Raw genomic sequence first — 19,073 nt, 5'->3', positions numbered from 1 at the left:
GAAGCTAAATTGGAGAGTGCTTACTAATTACTAGTTAAAATGGAGGTAAGAGTTAAATTGGAATAATATCTTCTTGTAACCGCGAATATCACCGCTTTTTAACACGGAGTCCGGTCAAATTCAAAATTTTTTTGAGAGAAAGCGAAATTTTTTATGCTGTTTTGGGATAACCGGGGAGGCTCATGCGGAATTTAGCCGGGGTAATATGATATCTTTTCTTGAACATTTTGCTCAGGTGTTCTCCATCTGCAAAGCCCGTCATATGCGCAATCTGGTTCACAGACAGCCTGGGATCTTTCAATGCTTCTTCCACATGCAGGAACTTCTGGTCCAGGATATACTCAGCAGGACTGCGTTTCATGATATCCTTGAACCATATACGGAACGTGGTTTCATTTACAAACACCAGCCGGGCAATTTCCGGAACAGATTTAGGGTTACTATAGGCCGTGTCAATATACTGCACGGCAATAGAGATGGCCTCATGGTATTGCCGGGTTTTGGTAACCGGCAGCTTTTCCCTTTCGCTGAGCCGCAGGTAATACCCTATCAGCAACAGGTTTGTATAGGCCTCATATAATTTTTTCAGCGCTTCCCCCTGTAATGTAGAGGTCCGGAGCAGTTCAATGATATGATAGTCGTTGGCATTCAGGTCTATGGGTTCTATCCGTTGCCCCTGCATTTCGCTATCCCGTTTTTTATCATAAACAGCCTGGAACTGAGGGTGTTCCGCCTTAAATTTATCCAGGTAGGCATTGGAAAAGGAGAAGTAAACAGCTTTGTAATGTTTCGGGGCAAAGGTGGCCTCGTTCTTTATATCCGGCGGTACAAAATAAACGCCGAGTTTGCCTTCTTCCAATACCAGGGGAATAGGTTCTATCCCTTGCAGGATACAGGGAATAGTGTTTTCCAGCCCGGCATACAAAGCTATCAGGGGTAATTTGGTAACAGGATAAAGGAAGGTTTGTTTAGTGATCACAAAGTCCAGCCAGCCTGCTACCCAGTTTAATTCTGTGGATTGCCCGGCTATTTTATCTGCAATTTCCTGGGTCACATAGTACCCAAACTCTCCGCTGGTCACTTCCACAGCCGCTTCTTTCACTTCATGCTCCGGTGTTCTTAATTCCTCCGGCAGGGTATGCGAAATGGTGAATTTCGCCCCCGGGGGAGTGGCAAATTTCATGATGGCTGCGCTTTCTGGGGATTGGCCAGGTTCAAATTGTTGGTCCATTAGCTAGGTAGAGCGTGATTTTTGTAAAAGGCTGCTGATAACGTCACGTAATTTAATGATTTTTTAGCTACCGGATACTGATGGGTTAAAACCCAGCAGCTCCGGTAAATACTTCCGTCCCGCCCTGTTCACTAAGCCCGCTACCCATTTGATATGGAGGTTGGTATACTTTACCTTATAAAACAGCCAGATGCCCACTGGTAGCAGTATGGCAGCCATGCTGACCAGGAGTTCCGTAGCTAAATTCCAACTTGCAAAAGCAAGCCCGATCATTACATACACACTGTAAAGCGGCAGGGCCAGTAACCGGATCCTGAGTACCCTGATCATCCACGACTGCAATAATACCGCAGTTTGCAGTAGTCCGGTCCTCTTTTGTGATCCCTGGAGGTTTTCCCAATGTTCCTGTTGCTGCAGGACCTGCAATTGCCAGATGGTACCTGCCATTCCCATCGCATTGAACAATACCAGTAAGCCGGCCATGATCACCAACGGCAGATTGGAAAGATGCCCCAGTGTAAAATGTATGGTTACGATATTGGAAAAGATCAGTACCAGTAATTGTTTCACCCGGGAACGGCGTAAGGCGTTTAATACTTTTCTTGCCTGATCGTATTCAATAGCATCCAGGCAGCGTTGCTGTACCTGCAATAATTTATCAAACCGGAGTAATGTGTTCCTCATAAAACTTCTTTTTTGAAATCTTCAATTTCCTGCATGAATTTGTTTGCTTTCGCGATCGATTTCCCCCCATCTTCCCAGATCAATGCTTTCACCCATTTAGACCCTGCATTTTTCACGGTGATATTCCTGTATAACCAAATGGTAATAAGAATGAAAAAGAGGGTGACCAGTGATTGAATGATCCAGTAAGACCAGCCGGCACCTGCGAGCATGGGTATTTTGATATAAAAGACCGTCCATAGAGGCAGTTGCAGGAAAATGATCCTGAATGTGCGGATGGCGGAAATATGCAGCCAGGTCAGCTGCTCCTGTGTTACGGAAATGGCGTTACTGAAATTGATGCGTTTGATCACCCGTATCTGCTTTGTATATTCCACCATTGCGTAAGTGTTGATGATCACCAGCAACACATCTGAAATGGCAAAAAACGGTTCCCACCACATATGATACAAAAGGAATAACAGGAAAGCGTTCCAGGGAATGCCCAGTATAATCGCGAAGAGTTTGAACCGTATCAATGCATTGAATGAACGGTGTACTTTCTGCCCTTCTATTTTCTCCAGCACTTTTATATTCAGCTCAAGGGATTGCGCTAATTTTTCATCATATGCCTGCCAGATATCTTCCAGTTCATCTGCTTTCATAATAGCAAGGATTAGTGATTTGAAAATCTTTGACGCAGTTTTTCTTTCATCCGGCTGATCTTTGTTCCTACATTGGATTCAGATATACCCAGGATCTCTGCGATCTCTTTATGATTCTTTTTTTCTAAATAGAGGAGTATTAAAGCCCTGTCCAGCTCATTGAAGTCATTGATGAATTGTTGCATCTGCCGGATGTTCTCTTCCAGTTCACCGCCTTCTTCTTTCATGGCTAATACCTGCTCAGAAAGCTCCACGGTTTTGCCTGCACTTTGTTCTTTCCGGTAAAAAGAGATCGCCGTATTCAATGCTATCCGGTACATCCAGGTGGAGAACTTATGATCTGCCTGGAAGCTTTCACCGGAACGCCAGAGCTGATAAATGATCTCCTGCGCAAGATCCTCCCGGTCGTATTGATTACGACAGTAAGAATTGCATATCTTGTATATGATTCGCTTATTCTCCTGGATCAAGGCTAAGAAGGCAGTTTTATCCGGCTGTTTCTTCATAAATCGGTGATAAAGCTTTCATCTATTATTCGCGGAGATAGCAGAAAAATCACAATCCTGAAAAAATAATTATGTTTGCATTGAAAATCAATGAAATATGATTTCGGCTTTAGTAGATCATATCCGCAGATACGTATCCCTGGATGAACAGGAAGTGGCTTTATTGGCAGAATATATAGAAGTACTGGAAGTAAAGAAAAAGGGCTTCCTGCTGAAAGAAGGAGAGGTCTGCAAGGCGAATTATTTCGTGATCAAAGGCTGCTGCCGTTCTTATTTCATCACAGAAAAAGATACAGAACACGTACACCTGTTTGCCATTGAGAACTGGTGGATCACAGATTACAGCAGCCTGGAAAGAAAGGTGCCTTCCATGTTTTATATCCAGGCGCTGGAACCCTCTATACTTGGAGTGCTAAAGAGAGATAAACAGGATGCGTTATTTGCTGCCATCCCACAACTGGAGCATTATTTCAGAAGTATCCTGGAAATTGCCCTCGCCGCAGCGCATATGCGCATCAAATATATTTACTCCCAATCGGGCTATGAACGTTACCATCACTTTAGTACGTCCTTCCCGGAATTTGTGCAGCGCATCCCTCAATATATGCTGGCTTCCTATCTGGGCTTCACACCTGAATTCCTGAGTAAGATCAGGGCCGGTAAAATTTCTTAAACTAGTTCAATTGTTTGCGTGATGAAGATGTTGGAGCTTTGTGCTAAAATAAAAAACAAAGCAAATGTCTAAAAGAATTCGCATTAAAGAAGTTGAACCGGCTATCTATAAAGCTATGATGGCGCTGGAGAATTATATGGCTACCACAAAGATCGAAAAACTGCATAAAGACCTGATCAAGGTCCGCGCTTCCCAGATCAACGGCTGCACTTATTGCATGGATATCCATTCCCGCGAAGCTCGTCAGCACGGCGAAACGGAACAGCGCCTTTACGTGCTCACCAACTGGAGGGAAACTGATCTGTTTTCAGAAGAAGAACAGGCCATCCTTGCCATGACGGAAGAAGTCACCTTGCTCCCACAAGGCGTGTCTGACGAAACATATGAACGTGCTGCGAAGTTATTTGATGAACAATACCTCGCACAGTTGATCATGGCCATCATTACGATTAATGCATGGAACAGGATCGGGGTGAGCACGCATATGATCCCCAATGAATAAAATTTGCTGAAGCAATCAGGGCTTGCGGTACCAGTAATGTGTGATCAGTACAATTGGAATGCCCACGCAAAGCATATGGATACCCCAGCCCATTGCTGCGCCTTCCCAGCTGAACTTCAGCTTAGGTACCAGCGTAAAACGAAGTACTACCAGGTTCATCATGAGCCATACAAAAAGCCCGTAAGCACAACCCACCAGCCATTTGTTCTGTTGTAATAATCTCACACGCGGATAGGCTGTAAAGAAGATCAGGCCCCAGATGTATGCCACTGCAAAATGCAGGAGCACCCCCAGCGCAACTATCTCTCCACCACCACTATAAGCGGCTTTGCCAAGCACGGCACTCGAAATGTATTTGAATACTTTGTCCGGCGTAACGCCGGACCTTGCAAATGAACTGATCACCGCGGCTGCGCCATCCAGCAGACCTACGGTTAATCCGATGAATACAGTTGCCGGTAATGGCCGCTGTACTTTCAAAACAGGGATCATAAATAAGGTGTTTGTTAGCTAAAGTTGCTGTGGATGACATATACAATATAACTAATCCCGCTAATATTACAATCTCTTATCTAGAAAAGAAATATTTCCTTGAAAAATTAATTTTTCGGTGTAGCTTTATCTTATGAAAGCGCAATCTTCTTCCAATCTTATCCAGGATACACAGGTAGCAGCGGCCATGATGAACCCTTTGCGTATCCGCATACTGGAACATCTCCGGGAGCCAAATTCTGCAGCCGGCCTGGCCCGTATACTGGATATGCCCCGGCAGCAGCTGAATTATCACCTCCGCGAACTGGAAAAGAACGAACTGGTTGAACTCGTGGAAGAAAGAAGGAAAGGGAATATGACGGAACGCGTGGTAAGGGCCACTTCCAAATCCTATATGGTGGTGTTGAATACCGCGAAGATCAATCCGGAAGAAGTACAGGATAAATTTTCTGCCGCTTACCTCTTATCTGCTGCCACACAACTGATACAGGAAGTGGCCATTTTACAGACCGGTGCGCAGAAAGCAAAAAAGAAACTACCCACTTTTACATTGCAAACAGCTGTTAAGTTTACCAGTCCTGAACAATTGCACGCGTTCACGGAAGAGCTGGCTAAAGCAGTGGCCAAACTGGCGGTGAAGTATCAGAACGAAGAAGATCCTAATGGACGGTCTTATCAGTTCCATATATTTTCTCATCCAACACTTAAAAAGCAAACACATGAAAAAAGGTAGGAGCACAGAAATGAGCCGTGAAATATCGGCGCCGGTTGAAGCTGTCTGGAAAGCATTAACACAGCCGGAAGAATTGCAGCGCTGGTTTCCATTGGAAGCGGTGGTATCTCCTGAAGAGGTTAAGCTCACATGGGGTGGCGGAATAGACTGGAATATGGAAATAGAAGAACAAAAGGAAAATGAATACCTGCGTTGGGGATATGATAAAGAACATCATCATCTTGTTGGTCAGCAGGAAAGACGCCTGGCAGTAGAGTTTTTCCTGGAAGCAAAGAAAGGTAATACCCTATTGCGCATTGTACATTCCGGTTTCGGTGAAGAAAAAAGCTGGGATGATCTCTATGATGGTGTAAGGCGTGGATGGCAAACAGAATCACTGAGCCTGAAACATTACCTGGAAAACCATGCCGGGAAAAACAGGGTGGTAGCATTAGCTGAGATCACGTCAAAAAAAACTGAACAGGCGTTGTGGGATATCCTCATGGCAGGAGGCCTTGCTGTAAAGGATGATCATTATACTTATAATACCCCTCTTGGGGATACTTATCACGGCAGGCTGTTATACGATAATCCTCCGCAGGACCTCTGCGGCACATTGCAACATTTGAACAATGCCATGCTGCGCATTAGCATTGAAAGGTTTTATCCGGGAGCAGATAATACTATCTGGGTATGGATCGGTGCATATGGCGTACCGGAGAAAGAGATAAAGGAAGTGCAGCAGCAATGGCAGGAAAAATTACATCAACTAATACGATAAACCATGGCAAACATTGAACACATGCAATACATCAAAGTACCTGCGGCAACAGTATATGAAGTTATTACCACGGAAAAAGGCCTGGGTGCTACATGGACTACCCAACTGATCGTACAGCCTGAAGTAGGGTTCATCAATCAATTTGATTTCAATGATAACTATGCTACTAAAATGAAAGTGGTGGAACTGGTGGAGAATGAAAAAGTAGTGTGGGAATGCATTGCAGCAGATTCTGAACCTGCATGGACAGGTACTTCCGTTTCATTTGAACTGACAGAAAAAAATGGCAGAACAGCTGTGCTATTCCGCCATCTCAATTGGAAAGAAGTATCTGAATGTTTTCGCTTTTGCAATTATAACTGGGCCATGTTCTTATTCAGCCTGAAGAACTATTGTGAAACAGGGACCGGAACACCTTATCAGCTCAGGGTTTTTTAGCAGGATGATATAATTTGATCACCCGCATGATCTTATCAAAGATGGCTGTATTCTCATACACTCCTCTGAAATCCATCGAATGCGGGCCATAGGCAAATACGGGAACCATGATGCCACTGTGATCTCCTGTGCTGAATGCACCATCCACATATCCTTTCTTAATATCACCATCCAGTAAACTGAGGCCGCCGGTTTCATGGTCCGCTGTAACAATCACCAGCGTTTCACCATTGGTATCAGCAAACTGAAGGGCTTCGCCGATTGCTTTATCAAAGTCCAGCATTTCGCTGGTGAGGTAAGGAACGGAGTTGTTGTGTCCACCAAGGTCTATTTGTGCGCCTTCTTCCATAATAAAGAAATTGGTGGATAAGGTACGCATGGATTTACGCAGTGAACGGCTGAGAAAATTGCCACGTCCCTGGTAAATGCTCCGTTTTGCACTATCGCTTAGCACAATGAATTGTTGGCTGGTAATGGTTTCCAGGGCACTCAGATCGGTGTGGTAACTATAGCCCCTGTTTTTCAGTTGCCCGCTGATGCCCGTAAAGTGTTGAGCACCTGCGCCGATCAGGATGTTAACCGGACTTTTCAGCATGCCCAACGCAATGCTGTCCATCTGGTAACGTTCTTTGTTGTGGCCAAAGAATGCGCCTGGTGTAGCATCTGTGATATCACCGGAACTGATGATGGCACTTTTCATACCTAATGGAGCAATGAGGTCCGGGATAGTTGGTAAACTGGTGCCGGTAGCATCTACTCCTACGTGGCGGTTATTGGTTTTCTTTCCGGAAGCCATGGCGGTAGCGCCTGCCGCGGAATCCGTGATATAGCTGTCTTCAGAAGTAGTTTTGGAGAAACCGATATTCAGCAGCTGCAATAAGTTCAGCTGTCCGAAGTTGCCCGTATATCCTGCATAGATCTGCGCAAGCCCCATACCATCTCCTATCAGCAGTATTACATTCTTTACCTGCGATCTTTTATCATTGTTGCGATAAGTGGGTGTATACAGCTGATAAGCTTCCGTGCCTTTGTATTGTGCGTTGGTACGTTTCTCCAGGTAATCTGCAAGAGAATCCACTTTGTCTGTATTCAGATAATCCACACCCAGGTTGATCATGGTCTTCCAGGTATTGATATTATCCGGCGTAGCCCAGAAGCGGAACTTCTTTCCCATGGCATGTACCTTTTTGATCACTTCCTGGATCGGTTGCTTCTCTTCTTTTACGATGGCGCCTTTGCCGTTCCATTGGGTGTAGTTCCTGAAGTTGTCGCTGATCATCCATACCCTGCGGAGTTGTGCGGGCGTATAATTGGCAGTGGGTATTCCATCGAATAAAATATAGGGAGGATATTGTTCCCATAAGGCTGGATCAGGACGGCTTCCGCTGATAACTATTTTTACCTGCGGGTTGGCTGTGATCTCCGGGAATGCACTTAATACCTGGATCAATGTGCGCATGGTAGGTTCTCCTGCTGTTTTGAAATCTATGAGCAGTTGAAGCTGGCGGGGAGGAGTTGCAAAAATGCCTTTGTTTGCGCGGATCATATTTTGCAGTGGTTGCAGGTACAATACCTGCAGGGTACGGCTGCTGTCTATGTCTTTCTGGTTATGTGCCACATACAACCGGCCGTTCCGTTCAAAAACATCTGCTTCCATGGAGCCGAAGTTCCGTGCGAATGCATTGCTAAACGGTTTAGCCTGCTCATAGTCGTTATGAGAATGGGCATTGGAAGTAGTGTATTGTGCCAGGGCGGGAGAGCATAGGCCCAGAAGGCAAACGAGTGTATAGATATAACGATGCATGGTTTAAAAGTAAAAAACTCCTGGTAAAGGGTGGGAGTTCCCTGTGAGATATTTTGGTTAAGGATTGCCATTGGCCCATAAAAAAAGATACCGGGCATTATGCCCGGTATCTTTTAAGAACTTTGCATTTAGTTGCAGGGGTTACATGGCGGCGAGTTGCACTTTCTGTTGCAATTCGATCACGCTATCACGGAAGCTGTTATCTGTATCCATCAGGTCTTTTACGGTTTGGCAGGAATGGATCACTGTGGTGTGATCGCGGCCGCCAAAATGTTCACCGATGGTTTTTAATGAATTTTTGGTAAAACTTTTAGCCAGGTACATAGTGATCTGGCGGGCCTGTACGATTTCGCGCTTGCGGGTTTTTTGCAGGAGCTTATCATAAGGAACATCGAAGTACTCGCAGACCATTTTCTGGATGCTTTCGATGGTGATCTCTTTGGAAGAGGTTTTCACGAAAGACTTCAATACGCGTTTGGCCAGTTCCAGGTCTATATCTTTCCTGTTCAGGGAAGATTGTGCCAGGAGGGAGATCAGCGCACCTTCCAGTTCCCGTACATTGCTTTGAATATTATAGGCAACGTACTTCACTACTTCTTTCGGCATTTCCAGTCCATCGTTCCGCATCTTCATCTCCAGGATCTCCATTCTTGTTTCAAAGTCTGGTATTTGCATATCTGCACTCAGGCCCCAGCGGAAACGGCTCAGCAATCTTTCCTGTAAGCCATCCAGGTCTTTGGGTGGTTTATCAGAGGTAAGGATCAGTTGTTTACCGCTTTGGTGAATATGATTGAAGATAGCAAAAAAGGCATCCTGTGATTTTTCTGCGCGGGCAAAGAACTGGATATCATCCACGATCAATACATCTATCAGCTGATAGAAATGGATAAAGTCGTTAATGATATTATTCTTGGAATGATCAATGAACTGGTTGATAAACTTTTCTGCACTCACATACAGAACAGCTTTATTGGGGCTTTGCCTTTTTACTTCATTACCGATGGCCTGGGCAAGATGGGTTTTTCCCAAACCAACGCCGCCGTAAATAACAAGTGGATTAAAGGAAGTGCCACCGGGTTTATCAGATACCGTTTTACCGGCTCTGCGTGCCACGCGGTTACAGTCTCCTTCAATGAAGGACTCAAAGGTATAATTATGATTTAACTGGGAGTCTATCTGCACACGTTTGATACCCGGGATAACAAAGGGGTTCTTCACCGGATTTTGTATCGTCAACGGGAAATCAACTTCGCTGTCTTTCTGATGTTTGGTAAACTGCGTAGGCATATTCACCGTTTTAGGATGTTGGTGTGGTGTACCGTTTTCTACTACAATCCTATACTCCAGCCTTGCTTCCTTGCCAAGTTCCCGTTTGATGGTTTTGCCCAGCAAACCTACGTAGTGCTCTTCCAGGTATTCATAAAAGAACTGGCTGGGAACCTGTATGGTTAAAACGTTGTTCTCGAGTTGTACGGCTTTGATTGGTTCAAACCATGTTTTGAATGGTTGCCATTCCACGATATCCCTGATTATATTCAGACACTTCTCCCAAACTTGTTCGCAAGTTTTGTTCATTTAGATAAAAAAAATTAATCGTGTTTATAATTTGGGTGTTTCTCGAATATAAACTCTTCAATACGGGCAGTTGAAGAATTTTTGACAGGATGACGAATATCTGTAGAAAATGTTGAAAAAAAAAATAAATCTGCCCTTGTTTTATTTATAACAATTACAGAATGTTCGCCTCTGTTTATTCGAATATTTTTTGGCTAAAACACCCATTTAGCCTACTATTCCGCTACTAAGAAAAGAGTTAAACCGTACAAGCATGATTAACAAGTAATTTGTAAATCTGTTTGCTGGATTGTATAAAAACACCAGCATAACAGGTAAAATAACATTGCTTACGTCCAGTGCTAAGAGTGTAATCCCAGTGGGTACTTTGTAGCGGTGGTGGATCTTACTTTTTTGGTAACAGCATCTAGTGTATTCTCAAATTCTATGCAAATTTAAGATATGGGTCGCAAAGATATAGAATAACTTGTGTAAAAGTAATTCAGTGCCGCTATATTGAAAAACTTATCTTTGGCGCAATTGACATTTTAAATTTGTTTTTATGAGTTTTGAAATAACCGGAAAGCTGGTTGTGAAGTACAATACCGTACAGCGCAGTGAATCATTCAAGACAAGGGAGTTCGTGATTGAGAAATCTGATGACATTAATGGGAGGGTGATCACCAATTATATCAAGTTTCAGTCTGTGCAGGATCGTACCAGCATCATAGACCGTCACAATGAAGGTGAAATGGTTAAAGTTTATTTTAATATAAAAGGCACGCGCTGGGAGAAAGACGGTAAAGTGAATTATATCACTAACCTGGATGCATGGCGCATGGAAAGTATGATGCAGGCACAACCGGGTGCTGACAATCAGCCTAATTACAACACCAGCCAGGAAGCTCCTTCCGGTGCAGGTGGTGCTGACAGTGGAGATGATCTGCCGTTCTAGTCAACGGTACATATAATATTATAAGGGCTTCCGGTTCAGTACCGGGGCCCTTTATTATTTATAGCCTATCTTTGCCCTGTTTTAGGATAAATACCTAACCGCAGTATGGTACAACAACTTTCGCTGAAGCTCCTCCCGCAGGATGCAGGTAATACACGTACGGTAGCTAAACAAGCTGCTAATGCCCTTGGCCTCAAACCTGGCGCCATCACTGGCTATAATCTTCTCAAGCGTTCCATAGATGCCCGCTCCAAACAAGTATATTATGTACTTACACTGGAGGTATATATAAATGAACCTTTCCATCAGCGAACTTCTCCTGTGTTCAATTATGACAACCTTTCGCCCGATGCCAAACGGGTGATCGTGATCGGAGCAGGGCCGGCAGGTTTGTTCGCTGCATTACGATTAATAGAGCTGGGACTGAAACCCGTTGTGCTGGAAAGAGGCAAAGATGTACGCGCCCGCAGAAGGGACCTTGCTGCTTTGAATAAAACGGGGATCATAAACCCTGAATCCAACTATTGCTTCGGAGAAGGCGGCGCCGGTACTTACTCTGATGGTAAGTTATATACCCGTTCCAACAAAAGGGGCAATATTAACAGGATACTGCACATCTTTCAACAATTCGGTGCACAGGAGGATATCCTTACAGATGCACATCCTCACATCGGCACCAACAAACTCCCGCATATTATTACTGCCATGCGGGAACAGATCATAACCAGCGGCGGCGAAGTACATTTTGAACAAAAGGTGACAGACCTGCAGATCCGGGATGGTGCCATTACAGGTGTTAAAACATCGGATGGGGAAACATGGAATGCTGCGCATGTGATACTGGCTACAGGGCACTCTGCCCGTGATATATTTGAGATACTTTATAAGCAGAAAATTTTAATAGAGGCGAAACCCTTTGCCCTGGGAGTTCGCGTGGAACATCCCCAAACACTTATTGACAGTGCGCAGTATCATTGTCCCCTTCGCGGCGATTTTCTGCCACCTGCCAGTTACAGTCTTGTTGAACAAGTGGCAGGCCGTGGCGTATTTTCTTTCTGCATGTGCCCTGGTGGCATAATTGCCCCCGCTGCTACATCTCCGGAAGAACTGGTGGTGAACGGATGGTCACCTTCCAAACGTAATAACCCTTATGCCAACTCAGGCATGGTGGTAACAGTCGATGAATCGGACTTTGCACCCTTTGCCGCAAATGGTCCCCTCGCTGCCATGTATTACCAGCAGTCTGTAGAACAGGATGCCTATAAAGCAGGCGGTGGAAAGTTTGTAGCCCCCGCACAACGCATGACGGATTTTGTAAAAGGTAAAGTCTCTGCCACCCTGCCGGAAAACTCTTACATTCCGGGTGTGAAGAGTGTGGACCTCAGAGATGTATTACCTGCAGCAGTACATACCCGGTTGGGTGAAGCTTTCAAAGCCTTCGGCAAAAAGATCAGAGGCTATTATACGGAAGATGCCATACTGGTAGCTACAGAATCCCGTACTTCTTCTCCTGTGCGGATTCCAAGAGATGCCACATCATTGATGCATCCACAGATAACAGGATTATACCCTTGCGGCGAAGGAGCCGGTTATGCTGGCGGGATTGTTTCTGCGGCTATGGACGGAGAACGGGTAGCAGAGGCAATAGCCCTTCAGTCCTGAATTGCGGTTTTGTCCATCTAATCATCCCGTTGGTGTATTATTAGGAAAATCTTATATAAATTCTTTGGCACCCATCTGCTTATGATGTAATTTCAACAACGTTAATTACTCCCTTATGAACTTATTGGAAATCGAGCATCTAAAGAAGTACTACGCCACCCACAAAGCGGTAGACGATATCAGCTTCTCTATACCCAAAGGCAGCATCTTTGGATTGTTAGGCCCGAACGGAGCTGGCAAAACCACACTGTTACGCATGATCACCGGGATCTTTTATCCGGATGCAGGAAAGATCACTTTCGATGGCAAACCCTTTGACCCTAACAAGGATGTGATGCATATAGGGTATATGCCGGAAGAAAGAGGCCTGTATAAAAAGATGAAAGTAGGAGAGCAGGTGTTATACCTTGCGCAGCTAAAAGGACTGAGCAAAAAAGAAGCAACAGAGAAGATCGGGTACTGGTTTGAGAAATTCCAGATCTCCACCTGGTATAATAAAAAGGTAGAAGAGCTCAGTAAAGGTATGCAGCAAAAGGTACAGTTCATCTCTACCATCATGCATCATCCCAAACTGCTTATCCTGGACGAACCTTTCTCCGGCCTCGATCCCATTAACTCCAAACTCATACAGGACGAAATATTCGAGATGGCGAGAAATGGTACCACCATCATATTTTCCACGCACAGGATGGAACAGGTGGAAGAGATCTGTAACCATATTGTATTGGTGAACAAAGGGCATAAAATACTGGATGGCACTGTAGCGCAGATCAAACAGGATTTCAAGGAACATCTCTTCCATATTGGATTAGCGCAGCAACCCAATCCCGCCCAGATGGCTACCCATCACTTCACGATCATTAAGCAGCATGATAAGGCCTATACTGTAAAGCTGAATGAATACAGCAAAACAAATGATATCCTGGCCCACTTCATTCATCACGACATCCAGGTGAATTCATTTGAAGAACTCCTGCCCAGCATCAATGAAGTATTTATCTCCCAAGTAAAGCACACAGAAGCGAATTAAATAATCCTCCTATATGAACAAAATCTGGATCATAATAAAAAGAGAATATCTCACAAGGGTGCGTAAAAAATCCTTTGTGATCACTACCATCCTGGTACCTTTCCTGTTCCTGGGCATGATCCTTCTTCCTGTTATCATGATGCAGGCAGATGATAATGAACGGGTGGCTGTGGTAGACGATAGTAAGTTCTTTAATGGAAAAATAGCGGACGATGGCGGTGTGCATTATAAGTTTGTAGACGCAAAGATCGATACGCTCAAGAATAATTATGCGGACTATGGTTATACCGGTGTACTGCATATCCCTGCTATGGACATTAGCCGCCCGGGTAATATCAATTATTACAGTAAAGGGCAGATGAATGTGATGATGAAGAGTAGTATGGAGCGTAAGCTGAAAAACGTGATAGAGGACATTCGGATGGAAAGGGCCGGCATTGATAAAACAAAACTGGAGGATATCCGGGCCCAGGTAGATATTGTGAACCTTACGGGTAAAGATGAAAAGAAAGGAAGTGCAGGCCTGGCTTTAGCTGTAGGGTATGGATCTGGTTTCCTGATCTATATGATCCTGCTGATCTTTGGTATGGGCGTGATGCGTGGTGTGATGGAAGAAAAAACAACGCGTGTGGCGGAAGTAATGATCTCCAGTGTGAAGCCTTTTCAGCTTATGATGGGTAAAATAGTGGGGATTGCCGGTGTAGGGCTTACCCAGTTCCTGATCTGGATAGCCCTGATCATAGGGCTTTACTTGCTGGTGCCTTTCTTTGTGAGCCCTGAAACCTTGCAGGCTGCTTCCCAGGGAGGATCTATGGGAGGTCAATCTAATGCTGCCGCAGTGGAAATGATAGAGAAAATGAATTTTGTGAGGGACAATGTGAACTGGTTTATGGTGATCTTCTGTTTCCTCTTTTATTTCCTGGGAGGTTATCTCTTCTATGCTGCTTTGTTTGCAGCAGTGGGCAGTCTTGTGAACGAAGATCCGAATGATGCACAATCACTTGTCTTCCCTGTTACTTTACCAGTGATCATTTCCATCTTTATGATGTTTGCGGCGGTACGTAAACCTAATGGGCTGATCGCGACCTGGGGAAGTATCATACCATTTACTTCTCCTGTAGTAATGATGGCGCGGGTGCCTTATGGTGTGCCGGGGACTGTACCTTACTGGCAGTTGGCGTTATCCATGCTGTTGTTGATCGGAGGGATCATTGGTACTACCTGGCTCGCGGCCAAGATCTACCGCACAGGTATTCTGTTGTATGGTAAAAAGGTAACGATGAAAGAAGTAGGGAAATGGCTGGTGCGAAAATAATTTGATATCAGAAGCCGGGGCGTATTGCTCCGGCTTTTTTTATGATGTGATGATGTGATGGAATGTTTATGTGGCCGGCTGTTGTTTTACTATGGGGCCTCCGTTGTGTTACTCACTTGTACGGCATGTTCGCTATTGGTCAGGATTGTTTATTAGGTTGAATACTGCTTATTTACTCTGCTATTGGCTAGGGGGTGTTTTTTTGCGAGGTTGAGCCTCGCATATTCATTCCACTATGAGTCAGGTTGTTTTTGTTAGGTTGAACGCTGCTTATTTCTTCTGCTATTGGCCAGGTTGTGTTTTGCGAGGTTGAGCCTCGCATATTCATTCTACTATGAGTATGAGTCAGATTGTTTTGTTAGGTTGAACTTTGCTTATTCATTCTGCTATTCGCCCATCCGCTTCCTTACAAGATTAAACTCCTCCCATATTTCATGGAGTACATCTGCGGCGGGTTTAATATCCTTTATCAAGGCAGCTACCTGGCCTATTTCCAGTTCTCCTTCTTCCAGCAGGCCTTCAAACATTCCTTTCTTTGCTCTGCCGCGGCCCAGTAATAAGGTGAGCTCTTCTGCGGAGGCGCCTTCCATTTCAGCTTTGCGGACTGCTTCAAAGAAGGCATTCTTCAAGAGGCGTACAGGGGCTAGTTTTTTCAGTGATAACAGGGTGTCGCCTTCGCCGGATCTTATTATTGCTTCCTTGAAATGAAGGTGGGAAGAGGCTTCCGGCGTGGCAACAAACCTGCTGCCTACCTGTACACCAGATGCTCCTAATGCAAAAGCTGCGGCCATGGCTCTTCCTGAGCTGATGCCGCCTGCTGCTATTACCGGAATGCTTACAGCATCTGCTACTGCAGGGATCAGTACCAGGGAAGTAGTTTCTTCACGGCCATTGTGCCCTCCGGCTTCAAAACCTTCCGCTACAACTGCGTCCACGCCAGCTTCCTGGCTCTTCAGTGCAAATTTGGAACTGGATACTACATGTACTACCTGGATGCCATGTTCTTTGAGCGTGGAGGTCCAGGTTTTAGGATTACCGGCGGACGTGAAAACAATCTTCACGCCTTCTTCTATAATGATCTGAATATGTTTATCGATGTCCGGGTAAAGGAGGGGTACGTTTACGCCGAAAGGTTGTTGGGTAGCCTGTTTGCACTTTTGAATGTGTTCTCTCAGTACATCCGGGTACATGCTTCCGGAACCTATAAGGCCAAGCCCTCCGGCATTGGAAACCGCACTGGCTAAACGCCAGCCGCTGGCCCATATCATGCCGGCCTGGATGATGGGGTATTGTATATTGAAGAGCCTGGTAATGCTATTACTGAATGCCATGCGGCAATTTAAGATAAATGGAGGAACCGGGGAACATTCTGCATACAGGCAGGTGCTGAAAACAAGCCTGTCGTTGAAGTGAGTGACACAACGGGGGCTGGGCGATGGAAAAAAGCTGACCCCTTTATAAATTATACGGAATGCAATTGCCTACCATCAGTAGAGGCACTAACCCCATTACAATTCACCAGGAATGTAATCGTCTGCCATCAATAGATGCACTTACACAATTATAATTTATCTGAAATATTATCCCAGATCTATCTCTGTATTATCCCCGATATTGAGGCTTTGGCTCAGCCCGCGGATATTGGCATCGCTGCCTATCAGGGAGGATTTCAATACTACCTCATACAAATTACTGAAGGAGCCGATGATAGAATCTTTTACGATGGAATAGCTGACTACCGTGTTGTCTCCAATAGCCACATTAGGCCCGATGATACTGTTTTTGATATTACAGCCTTCGCCAATGCTTACAGGAGGAATAATGATAGTATTCTCATAAGGCAATACCGGGTTGGTGGCCAGTTTGTATTTCTTGAGCAGGATGGCATTGGTTTCCAGCAGGGTTTCTTTTCGTCCGCAGTCGAACCAGTTGTTCACTTTGAATGCATTGAACTGAACACCATGCTGGATCATACATTCCAGGGCATCGGTGAGTTGAAATTCATCGTGAGAGCGCAGTTGCTTTTGCACATTGTCTTCCAGGCACTGGTACATCTGTTCCGTTTCACGGATCTTGTACATCCCTACCAGGGCGAGATTGGATTTAGGGATCTGGGGTTTCTCTATCACCCTGCTGATGGTGCCGGACTCATGGAGTTCTGCCACGCCAAAGTTACGGGGATCGTCTACCTTTTTTACACCCAGCAGGGAATGCGGAGCATTGATCACTTCCTTAAAATCACATTCCACAATGGTATCTCCCAGTACGATCAGTACCTCATCGTTCTTTACTACTTCACGGGTGAGAAGAATAGCATGGCCGGTACCTTCGCGGGAGTTCTGCTGCACAAAATGCATGGTAAGGTCCGGGTATTTCTTCTCTACATAATGCTGGATCTTTTCCCCGAGATAGCCTACTACAAACACAAATTCACGGATACCTGCTTCTACCAGCTGATCTACGATAATGCTCAGGATGGTTCTGCCGGCCAAAGGGATCAATGCCTTGGGCTGAGTATATGTATGTGGTCGCAGCTTGGTGCCTGCACCTGCTACTGGAATGATTGCCTTCATGTATTGGGTTTAGAAATGGTTCACTGCGCGAATAAACCGTATTCACATTACTATTCGCGGGCAAATTACGTAATCAATTATTAATAATGAATTAGGTTTTACGATTATCCTACCTGTATTAAAAATAAAATAAATATATCCAGAGGCTTCTTTTCTTTAATTCCTAATTCTTATTTAATAAGAAGATGTTTAATTTTGCGTCTTAAATTTTCCTTCACCATGCAAAGAGACCAGCAGATATTTGATATCATTGGCCAGGAACTGGAAAGGCAGCGCCATGGCATTGAACTGATAGCTTCGGAGAACTTTACCAGCTTGCAGGTTATGCAGGCCATGGGTAATGTTATGACCAATAAATACGCGGAAGGTTACCCCGGACGCCGTTATTACGGTGGCTGCGAGATAGTGGACCTTAGCGAACAACTGGCCATTGACCGGGCTAAGCAGATCTTTGGCGTTGAATATGTGAATGTTCAGCCGCACTCCGGTGCACAGGCCAATGCAGCTGTATTGCTGGCTATTCTCCAGGCGGGTGACAAGATCCTGGGTCTTGATCTGAGCATGGGCGGGCACCTTACCCACGGTTCCGCCGTAAACTTCTCCGGTAAATTGTATCAGCCCTTCTTTTATGGCGTGAACAAAGAAACCGGACTGGTGGAGTACGATAAAATGGAAGAGGTGGCTTTACAGGAAAAGCCAAAGGTGATCATTTGTGGTGCTTCTGCATACAGCCGCGATTGGGATTATGCCCGTATCCGTGCTATCGCTGATAAAGTTGGCGCTTTTGTAATGGCGGATATCGCACATCCTGCCGGTATGATCGCTAAAGGATTGCTGAACTCTCCGTTTGCACATTGCCATTTTGTAACTACTACTACCCATAAGACACTCCGTGGTCCACGTGGTGGTATGATCATGATGGGCAAGGATTTTGAAAATCCATTTGGCCTGAAAACACCAAAAGGTGAAGTGCGCCTGATGAGCAACCTGCTGGATATGGCTGTTTTCCCCGGTATCCAGGGTGGTCCGCTGGAACATGTGATTGCAGCAAAAGCAGTTTCCTTCTTCGAGATCCTGTCTGACGATTATGATGTATATGCCCGCCAGATGGTCCGTAACGCACAGGCTTTATCCCGTGCTTACCTTGAGAAAGGTTACCAGATCGTTTCCGGTGGTACAGATAACCACTTGTTACTGATAGATCTGCGCAACAAGAACATTTCCGGTAAAAAAGCAGAACAGGTATTGGTGCAGGCTGATCTTACCGTGAACAAGAACATGGTGCCTTTCGATGATAAATCACCTTTCGTTACTTCCGGTATCCGTGTAGGTGTACCTGCTGTTACCACCCGTGGTTTGAAAGAAGAGCATATGCCATTGATCGTTGATTGGATGGATAAGCTGCTGATGGATGCAGATAACGAAGGTACTATTAAGAAGGTGCGTGGAGAAGTGAATGAGTTTATGAAACAATTCCCGCTGTATCCTGAAATGGGTTAAGCGTGTGATAACATATA

Annotated in this window: 19 protein-coding genes; 10 read left to right on the top strand and 9 right to left on the bottom strand. The window is 45.0% G+C overall.

Annotated features, from left to right (window positions below):
* Nucleotides 1-151: 151 nt before the first annotated feature.
* From AAHN97_RS21165 to AAHN97_RS21150, 4 genes are all read right to left on the bottom strand, one after another.
* Entirely contained in the window at nt 152-1,183 is a 1,032-nt protein-coding gene (locus AAHN97_RS21165) for a helix-turn-helix transcriptional regulator (RefSeq protein ID WP_343304083.1), read from the bottom strand.
* Nucleotides 1,184-1,294: 111 nt separating this feature from the next.
* Entirely contained in the window at nt 1,295-1,915 is a 621-nt protein-coding gene (locus AAHN97_RS21160) for a hypothetical protein (RefSeq protein ID WP_343304082.1), read from the bottom strand.
* Nucleotides 1,912-2,559 carry a hypothetical protein gene (locus tag AAHN97_RS21155; RefSeq protein WP_343304081.1) on the bottom strand — a complete coding sequence of 216 codons (648 nt, stop codon included), beginning with the start codon at nt 2,557-2,559 and terminating at the stop codon, nt 1,912-1,914. Before AAHN97_RS21155 ends, AAHN97_RS21160 begins: the two co-directional genes overlap by 4 nt.
* 11 nt (nt 2,560-2,570) lie before the next feature.
* Entirely contained in the window at nt 2,571-3,065 is a 495-nt protein-coding gene (locus AAHN97_RS21150; protein ID WP_343304080.1) for an RNA polymerase sigma factor, read from the bottom strand.
* A 97-nt stretch (nt 3,066-3,162) separates the two neighbouring features.
* Between AAHN97_RS21150 and AAHN97_RS21145 the strand changes: the two genes are divergently transcribed.
* Both AAHN97_RS21145 and AAHN97_RS21140 read left to right on the top strand, forming a co-directional pair.
* The gene (locus AAHN97_RS21145) at nt 3,163-3,738 is read left to right on the top strand and encodes a Crp/Fnr family transcriptional regulator (protein ID WP_343304079.1); all 576 of its coding nucleotides are present in this window, start codon (nt 3,163-3,165) and stop codon (nt 3,736-3,738) included.
* A gap of 64 nt (nt 3,739-3,802) precedes the next feature.
* The gene (locus AAHN97_RS21140; protein ID WP_343304078.1) at nt 3,803-4,240 is read left to right on the top strand and encodes a carboxymuconolactone decarboxylase family protein; all 438 of its coding nucleotides are present in this window, start codon (nt 3,803-3,805) and stop codon (nt 4,238-4,240) included.
* Between the two features lie 15 nt (nt 4,241-4,255).
* Here the strand turns inward: AAHN97_RS21140 and AAHN97_RS21135 are convergent, their stop codons facing one another.
* Nucleotides 4,256-4,732, bottom strand: a complete 477-nt coding sequence (locus AAHN97_RS21135) for a hypothetical protein (protein WP_343304077.1) — start codon at nt 4,730-4,732, stop codon at nt 4,256-4,258.
* Between the two features lie 133 nt (nt 4,733-4,865).
* On the opposite strand from AAHN97_RS21135, the gene AAHN97_RS21130 reads away from it, so the two are divergent.
* From AAHN97_RS21130 to AAHN97_RS21120, 3 genes are read left to right on the top strand one after another with little or no spacing between them, the layout of a single operon-like run.
* The gene (locus AAHN97_RS21130) at nt 4,866-5,465 is read left to right on the top strand and encodes a helix-turn-helix domain-containing protein (protein ID WP_343304076.1); all 600 of its coding nucleotides are present in this window, start codon (nt 4,866-4,868) and stop codon (nt 5,463-5,465) included.
* A complete protein-coding gene (locus tag AAHN97_RS21125) occupies nt 5,452-6,225 on the top strand; it encodes an SRPBCC family protein (protein WP_343304075.1) in 774 nt (257 codons plus the stop codon). Before AAHN97_RS21130 ends, AAHN97_RS21125 begins: the two co-directional genes overlap by 14 nt.
* Nucleotides 6,226-6,228: 3 nt before the next feature.
* Nucleotides 6,229-6,663 (top strand): SRPBCC family protein, encoded by a 435-nt coding sequence (locus tag AAHN97_RS21120; RefSeq protein WP_343304074.1) that lies wholly within the window; start codon nt 6,229-6,231, stop codon nt 6,661-6,663.
* Here AAHN97_RS21120 and AAHN97_RS21115 read toward each other — a convergent pair.
* Both AAHN97_RS21115 and dnaA read right to left on the bottom strand, forming a co-directional pair.
* Nucleotides 6,650-8,467 (bottom strand): alkaline phosphatase, encoded by a 1,818-nt coding sequence (locus AAHN97_RS21115; protein WP_343304073.1) that lies wholly within the window; start codon nt 8,465-8,467, stop codon nt 6,650-6,652. The genes AAHN97_RS21120 and AAHN97_RS21115 overlap by 14 nt on opposite strands.
* Nucleotides 8,468-8,608: 141 nt before the next feature.
* Nucleotides 8,609-10,042, bottom strand: a complete 1,434-nt coding sequence (gene dnaA, locus AAHN97_RS21110; protein ID WP_074242301.1) for a chromosomal replication initiator protein DnaA — start codon at nt 10,040-10,042, stop codon at nt 8,609-8,611.
* A 541-nt stretch (nt 10,043-10,583) separates the two neighbouring features.
* Here dnaA and AAHN97_RS21105 point away from each other — a divergent pair.
* The 4 genes from AAHN97_RS21105 (at nt 10,584) to AAHN97_RS21090 (ending at nt 14,983) form a co-directional block, all read left to right on the top strand.
* Nucleotides 10,584-10,976, top strand: a complete 393-nt coding sequence (locus AAHN97_RS21105) for a DUF3127 domain-containing protein (RefSeq protein ID WP_343304072.1) — start codon at nt 10,584-10,586, stop codon at nt 10,974-10,976.
* Nucleotides 10,977-11,081: 105 nt separating this feature from the next.
* Complete coding sequence (locus AAHN97_RS21100) at nt 11,082-12,638, top strand: NAD(P)/FAD-dependent oxidoreductase (RefSeq protein ID WP_343304071.1); 1,557 nt, start codon at nt 11,082-11,084, stop codon at nt 12,636-12,638.
* Nucleotides 12,639-12,753: 115 nt separating this feature from the next.
* Nucleotides 12,754-13,668, top strand: a complete 915-nt coding sequence (locus AAHN97_RS21095) for an ABC transporter ATP-binding protein (protein ID WP_343304069.1) — start codon at nt 12,754-12,756, stop codon at nt 13,666-13,668.
* A 13-nt stretch (nt 13,669-13,681) separates the two neighbouring features.
* Nucleotides 13,682-14,983: an ABC transporter permease gene (locus AAHN97_RS21090; RefSeq protein ID WP_343304068.1), complete on the top strand. Its 1,302-nt coding sequence runs from the start codon at nt 13,682-13,684 to the stop codon at nt 14,981-14,983.
* A gap of 386 nt (nt 14,984-15,369) precedes the next feature.
* Here AAHN97_RS21090 and AAHN97_RS21085 read toward each other — a convergent pair whose 3' ends face one another.
* Together AAHN97_RS21085 and AAHN97_RS21080 are read right to left on the bottom strand one after the other, a co-directional pair.
* Nucleotides 15,370-16,314 carry an NAD(P)H-dependent flavin oxidoreductase gene (locus tag AAHN97_RS21085; RefSeq protein WP_343304067.1) on the bottom strand — a complete coding sequence of 315 codons (945 nt, stop codon included), beginning with the start codon at nt 16,312-16,314 and terminating at the stop codon, nt 15,370-15,372.
* 249 nt (nt 16,315-16,563) lie between these two features.
* On the bottom strand, nt 16,564-17,556 hold the full coding sequence (locus AAHN97_RS21080) for a sugar phosphate nucleotidyltransferase (protein WP_074242307.1): 993 nt from the start codon (nt 17,554-17,556) through the stop codon (nt 16,564-16,566).
* A gap of 219 nt (nt 17,557-17,775) precedes the next feature.
* Between AAHN97_RS21080 and glyA the strand changes: the two genes are divergently transcribed.
* Nucleotides 17,776-19,056 (top strand): serine hydroxymethyltransferase, encoded by a 1,281-nt coding sequence (glyA, locus tag AAHN97_RS21075; protein ID WP_343304065.1) that lies wholly within the window; start codon nt 17,776-17,778, stop codon nt 19,054-19,056.
* Nucleotides 19,057-19,073: the final 17 nt, after the last annotated feature.

The organism is Chitinophaga niabensis (assembly GCF_039545795.1).
Lineage (GTDB): Bacteria > Bacteroidota > Bacteroidia > Chitinophagales > Chitinophagaceae > Chitinophaga > Chitinophaga niabensis_B.
Note: the sequence above shows the minus strand (reverse complement) of the source record. Positions and strands in the feature narration are given on the sequence as shown.

What these genes read in the sequence shown, in the direction of transcription:
- AAHN97_RS21120 (WP_343304074.1), top strand. Translation starts at nt 6,229, where the DNA reads ATGGCAAACATTGAACACATGCAATACATCAAAGTACCTGCGGCAACA.
- AAHN97_RS21090 (WP_343304068.1), top strand. Translation starts at nt 13,682, where the DNA reads ATGAACAAAATCTGGATCATAATAAAAAGAGAATATCTCACAAGGGTG.
- glyA (WP_343304065.1), top strand. Translation starts at nt 17,776, where the DNA reads ATGCAAAGAGACCAGCAGATATTTGATATCATTGGCCAGGAACTGGAA.
- AAHN97_RS21105 (WP_343304072.1), top strand. Translation starts at nt 10,584, where the DNA reads ATGAGTTTTGAAATAACCGGAAAGCTGGTTGTGAAGTACAATACCGTA.
- AAHN97_RS21155 (WP_343304081.1), bottom strand. Translation starts at nt 2,559, where the DNA reads ATGAAAGCAGATGAACTGGAAGATATCTGGCAGGCATATGATGAAAAA.
- AAHN97_RS21125 (WP_343304075.1), top strand. Translation starts at nt 5,452, where the DNA reads ATGAAAAAAGGTAGGAGCACAGAAATGAGCCGTGAAATATCGGCGCCG.
- AAHN97_RS21095 (WP_343304069.1), top strand. Translation starts at nt 12,754, where the DNA reads ATGAACTTATTGGAAATCGAGCATCTAAAGAAGTACTACGCCACCCAC.
- dnaA (WP_074242301.1), bottom strand. Translation starts at nt 10,042, where the DNA reads ATGAACAAAACTTGCGAACAAGTTTGGGAGAAGTGTCTGAATATAATC.
- AAHN97_RS21100 (WP_343304071.1), top strand. Translation starts at nt 11,082, where the DNA reads ATGGTACAACAACTTTCGCTGAAGCTCCTCCCGCAGGATGCAGGTAAT.
- AAHN97_RS21160 (WP_343304082.1), bottom strand. Translation starts at nt 1,915, where the DNA reads ATGAGGAACACATTACTCCGGTTTGATAAATTATTGCAGGTACAGCAA.
- AAHN97_RS21130 (WP_343304076.1), top strand. Translation starts at nt 4,866, where the DNA reads ATGAAAGCGCAATCTTCTTCCAATCTTATCCAGGATACACAGGTAGCA.
- AAHN97_RS21140 (WP_343304078.1), top strand. Translation starts at nt 3,803, where the DNA reads ATGTCTAAAAGAATTCGCATTAAAGAAGTTGAACCGGCTATCTATAAA.
- AAHN97_RS21135 (WP_343304077.1), bottom strand. Translation starts at nt 4,732, where the DNA reads ATGATCCCTGTTTTGAAAGTACAGCGGCCATTACCGGCAACTGTATTC.
- AAHN97_RS21165 (WP_343304083.1), bottom strand. Translation starts at nt 1,183, where the DNA reads ATGAAATTTGCCACTCCCCCGGGGGCGAAATTCACCATTTCGCATACC.
- AAHN97_RS21080 (WP_074242307.1), bottom strand. Translation starts at nt 17,556, where the DNA reads ATGAAGGCAATCATTCCAGTAGCAGGTGCAGGCACCAAGCTGCGACCA.
- AAHN97_RS21115 (WP_343304073.1), bottom strand. Translation starts at nt 8,467, where the DNA reads ATGCATCGTTATATCTATACACTCGTTTGCCTTCTGGGCCTATGCTCT.
- AAHN97_RS21145 (WP_343304079.1), top strand. Translation starts at nt 3,163, where the DNA reads ATGATTTCGGCTTTAGTAGATCATATCCGCAGATACGTATCCCTGGAT.
- AAHN97_RS21085 (WP_343304067.1), bottom strand. Translation starts at nt 16,314, where the DNA reads ATGGCATTCAGTAATAGCATTACCAGGCTCTTCAATATACAATACCCC.
- AAHN97_RS21150 (WP_343304080.1), bottom strand. Translation starts at nt 3,065, where the DNA reads ATGAAGAAACAGCCGGATAAAACTGCCTTCTTAGCCTTGATCCAGGAG.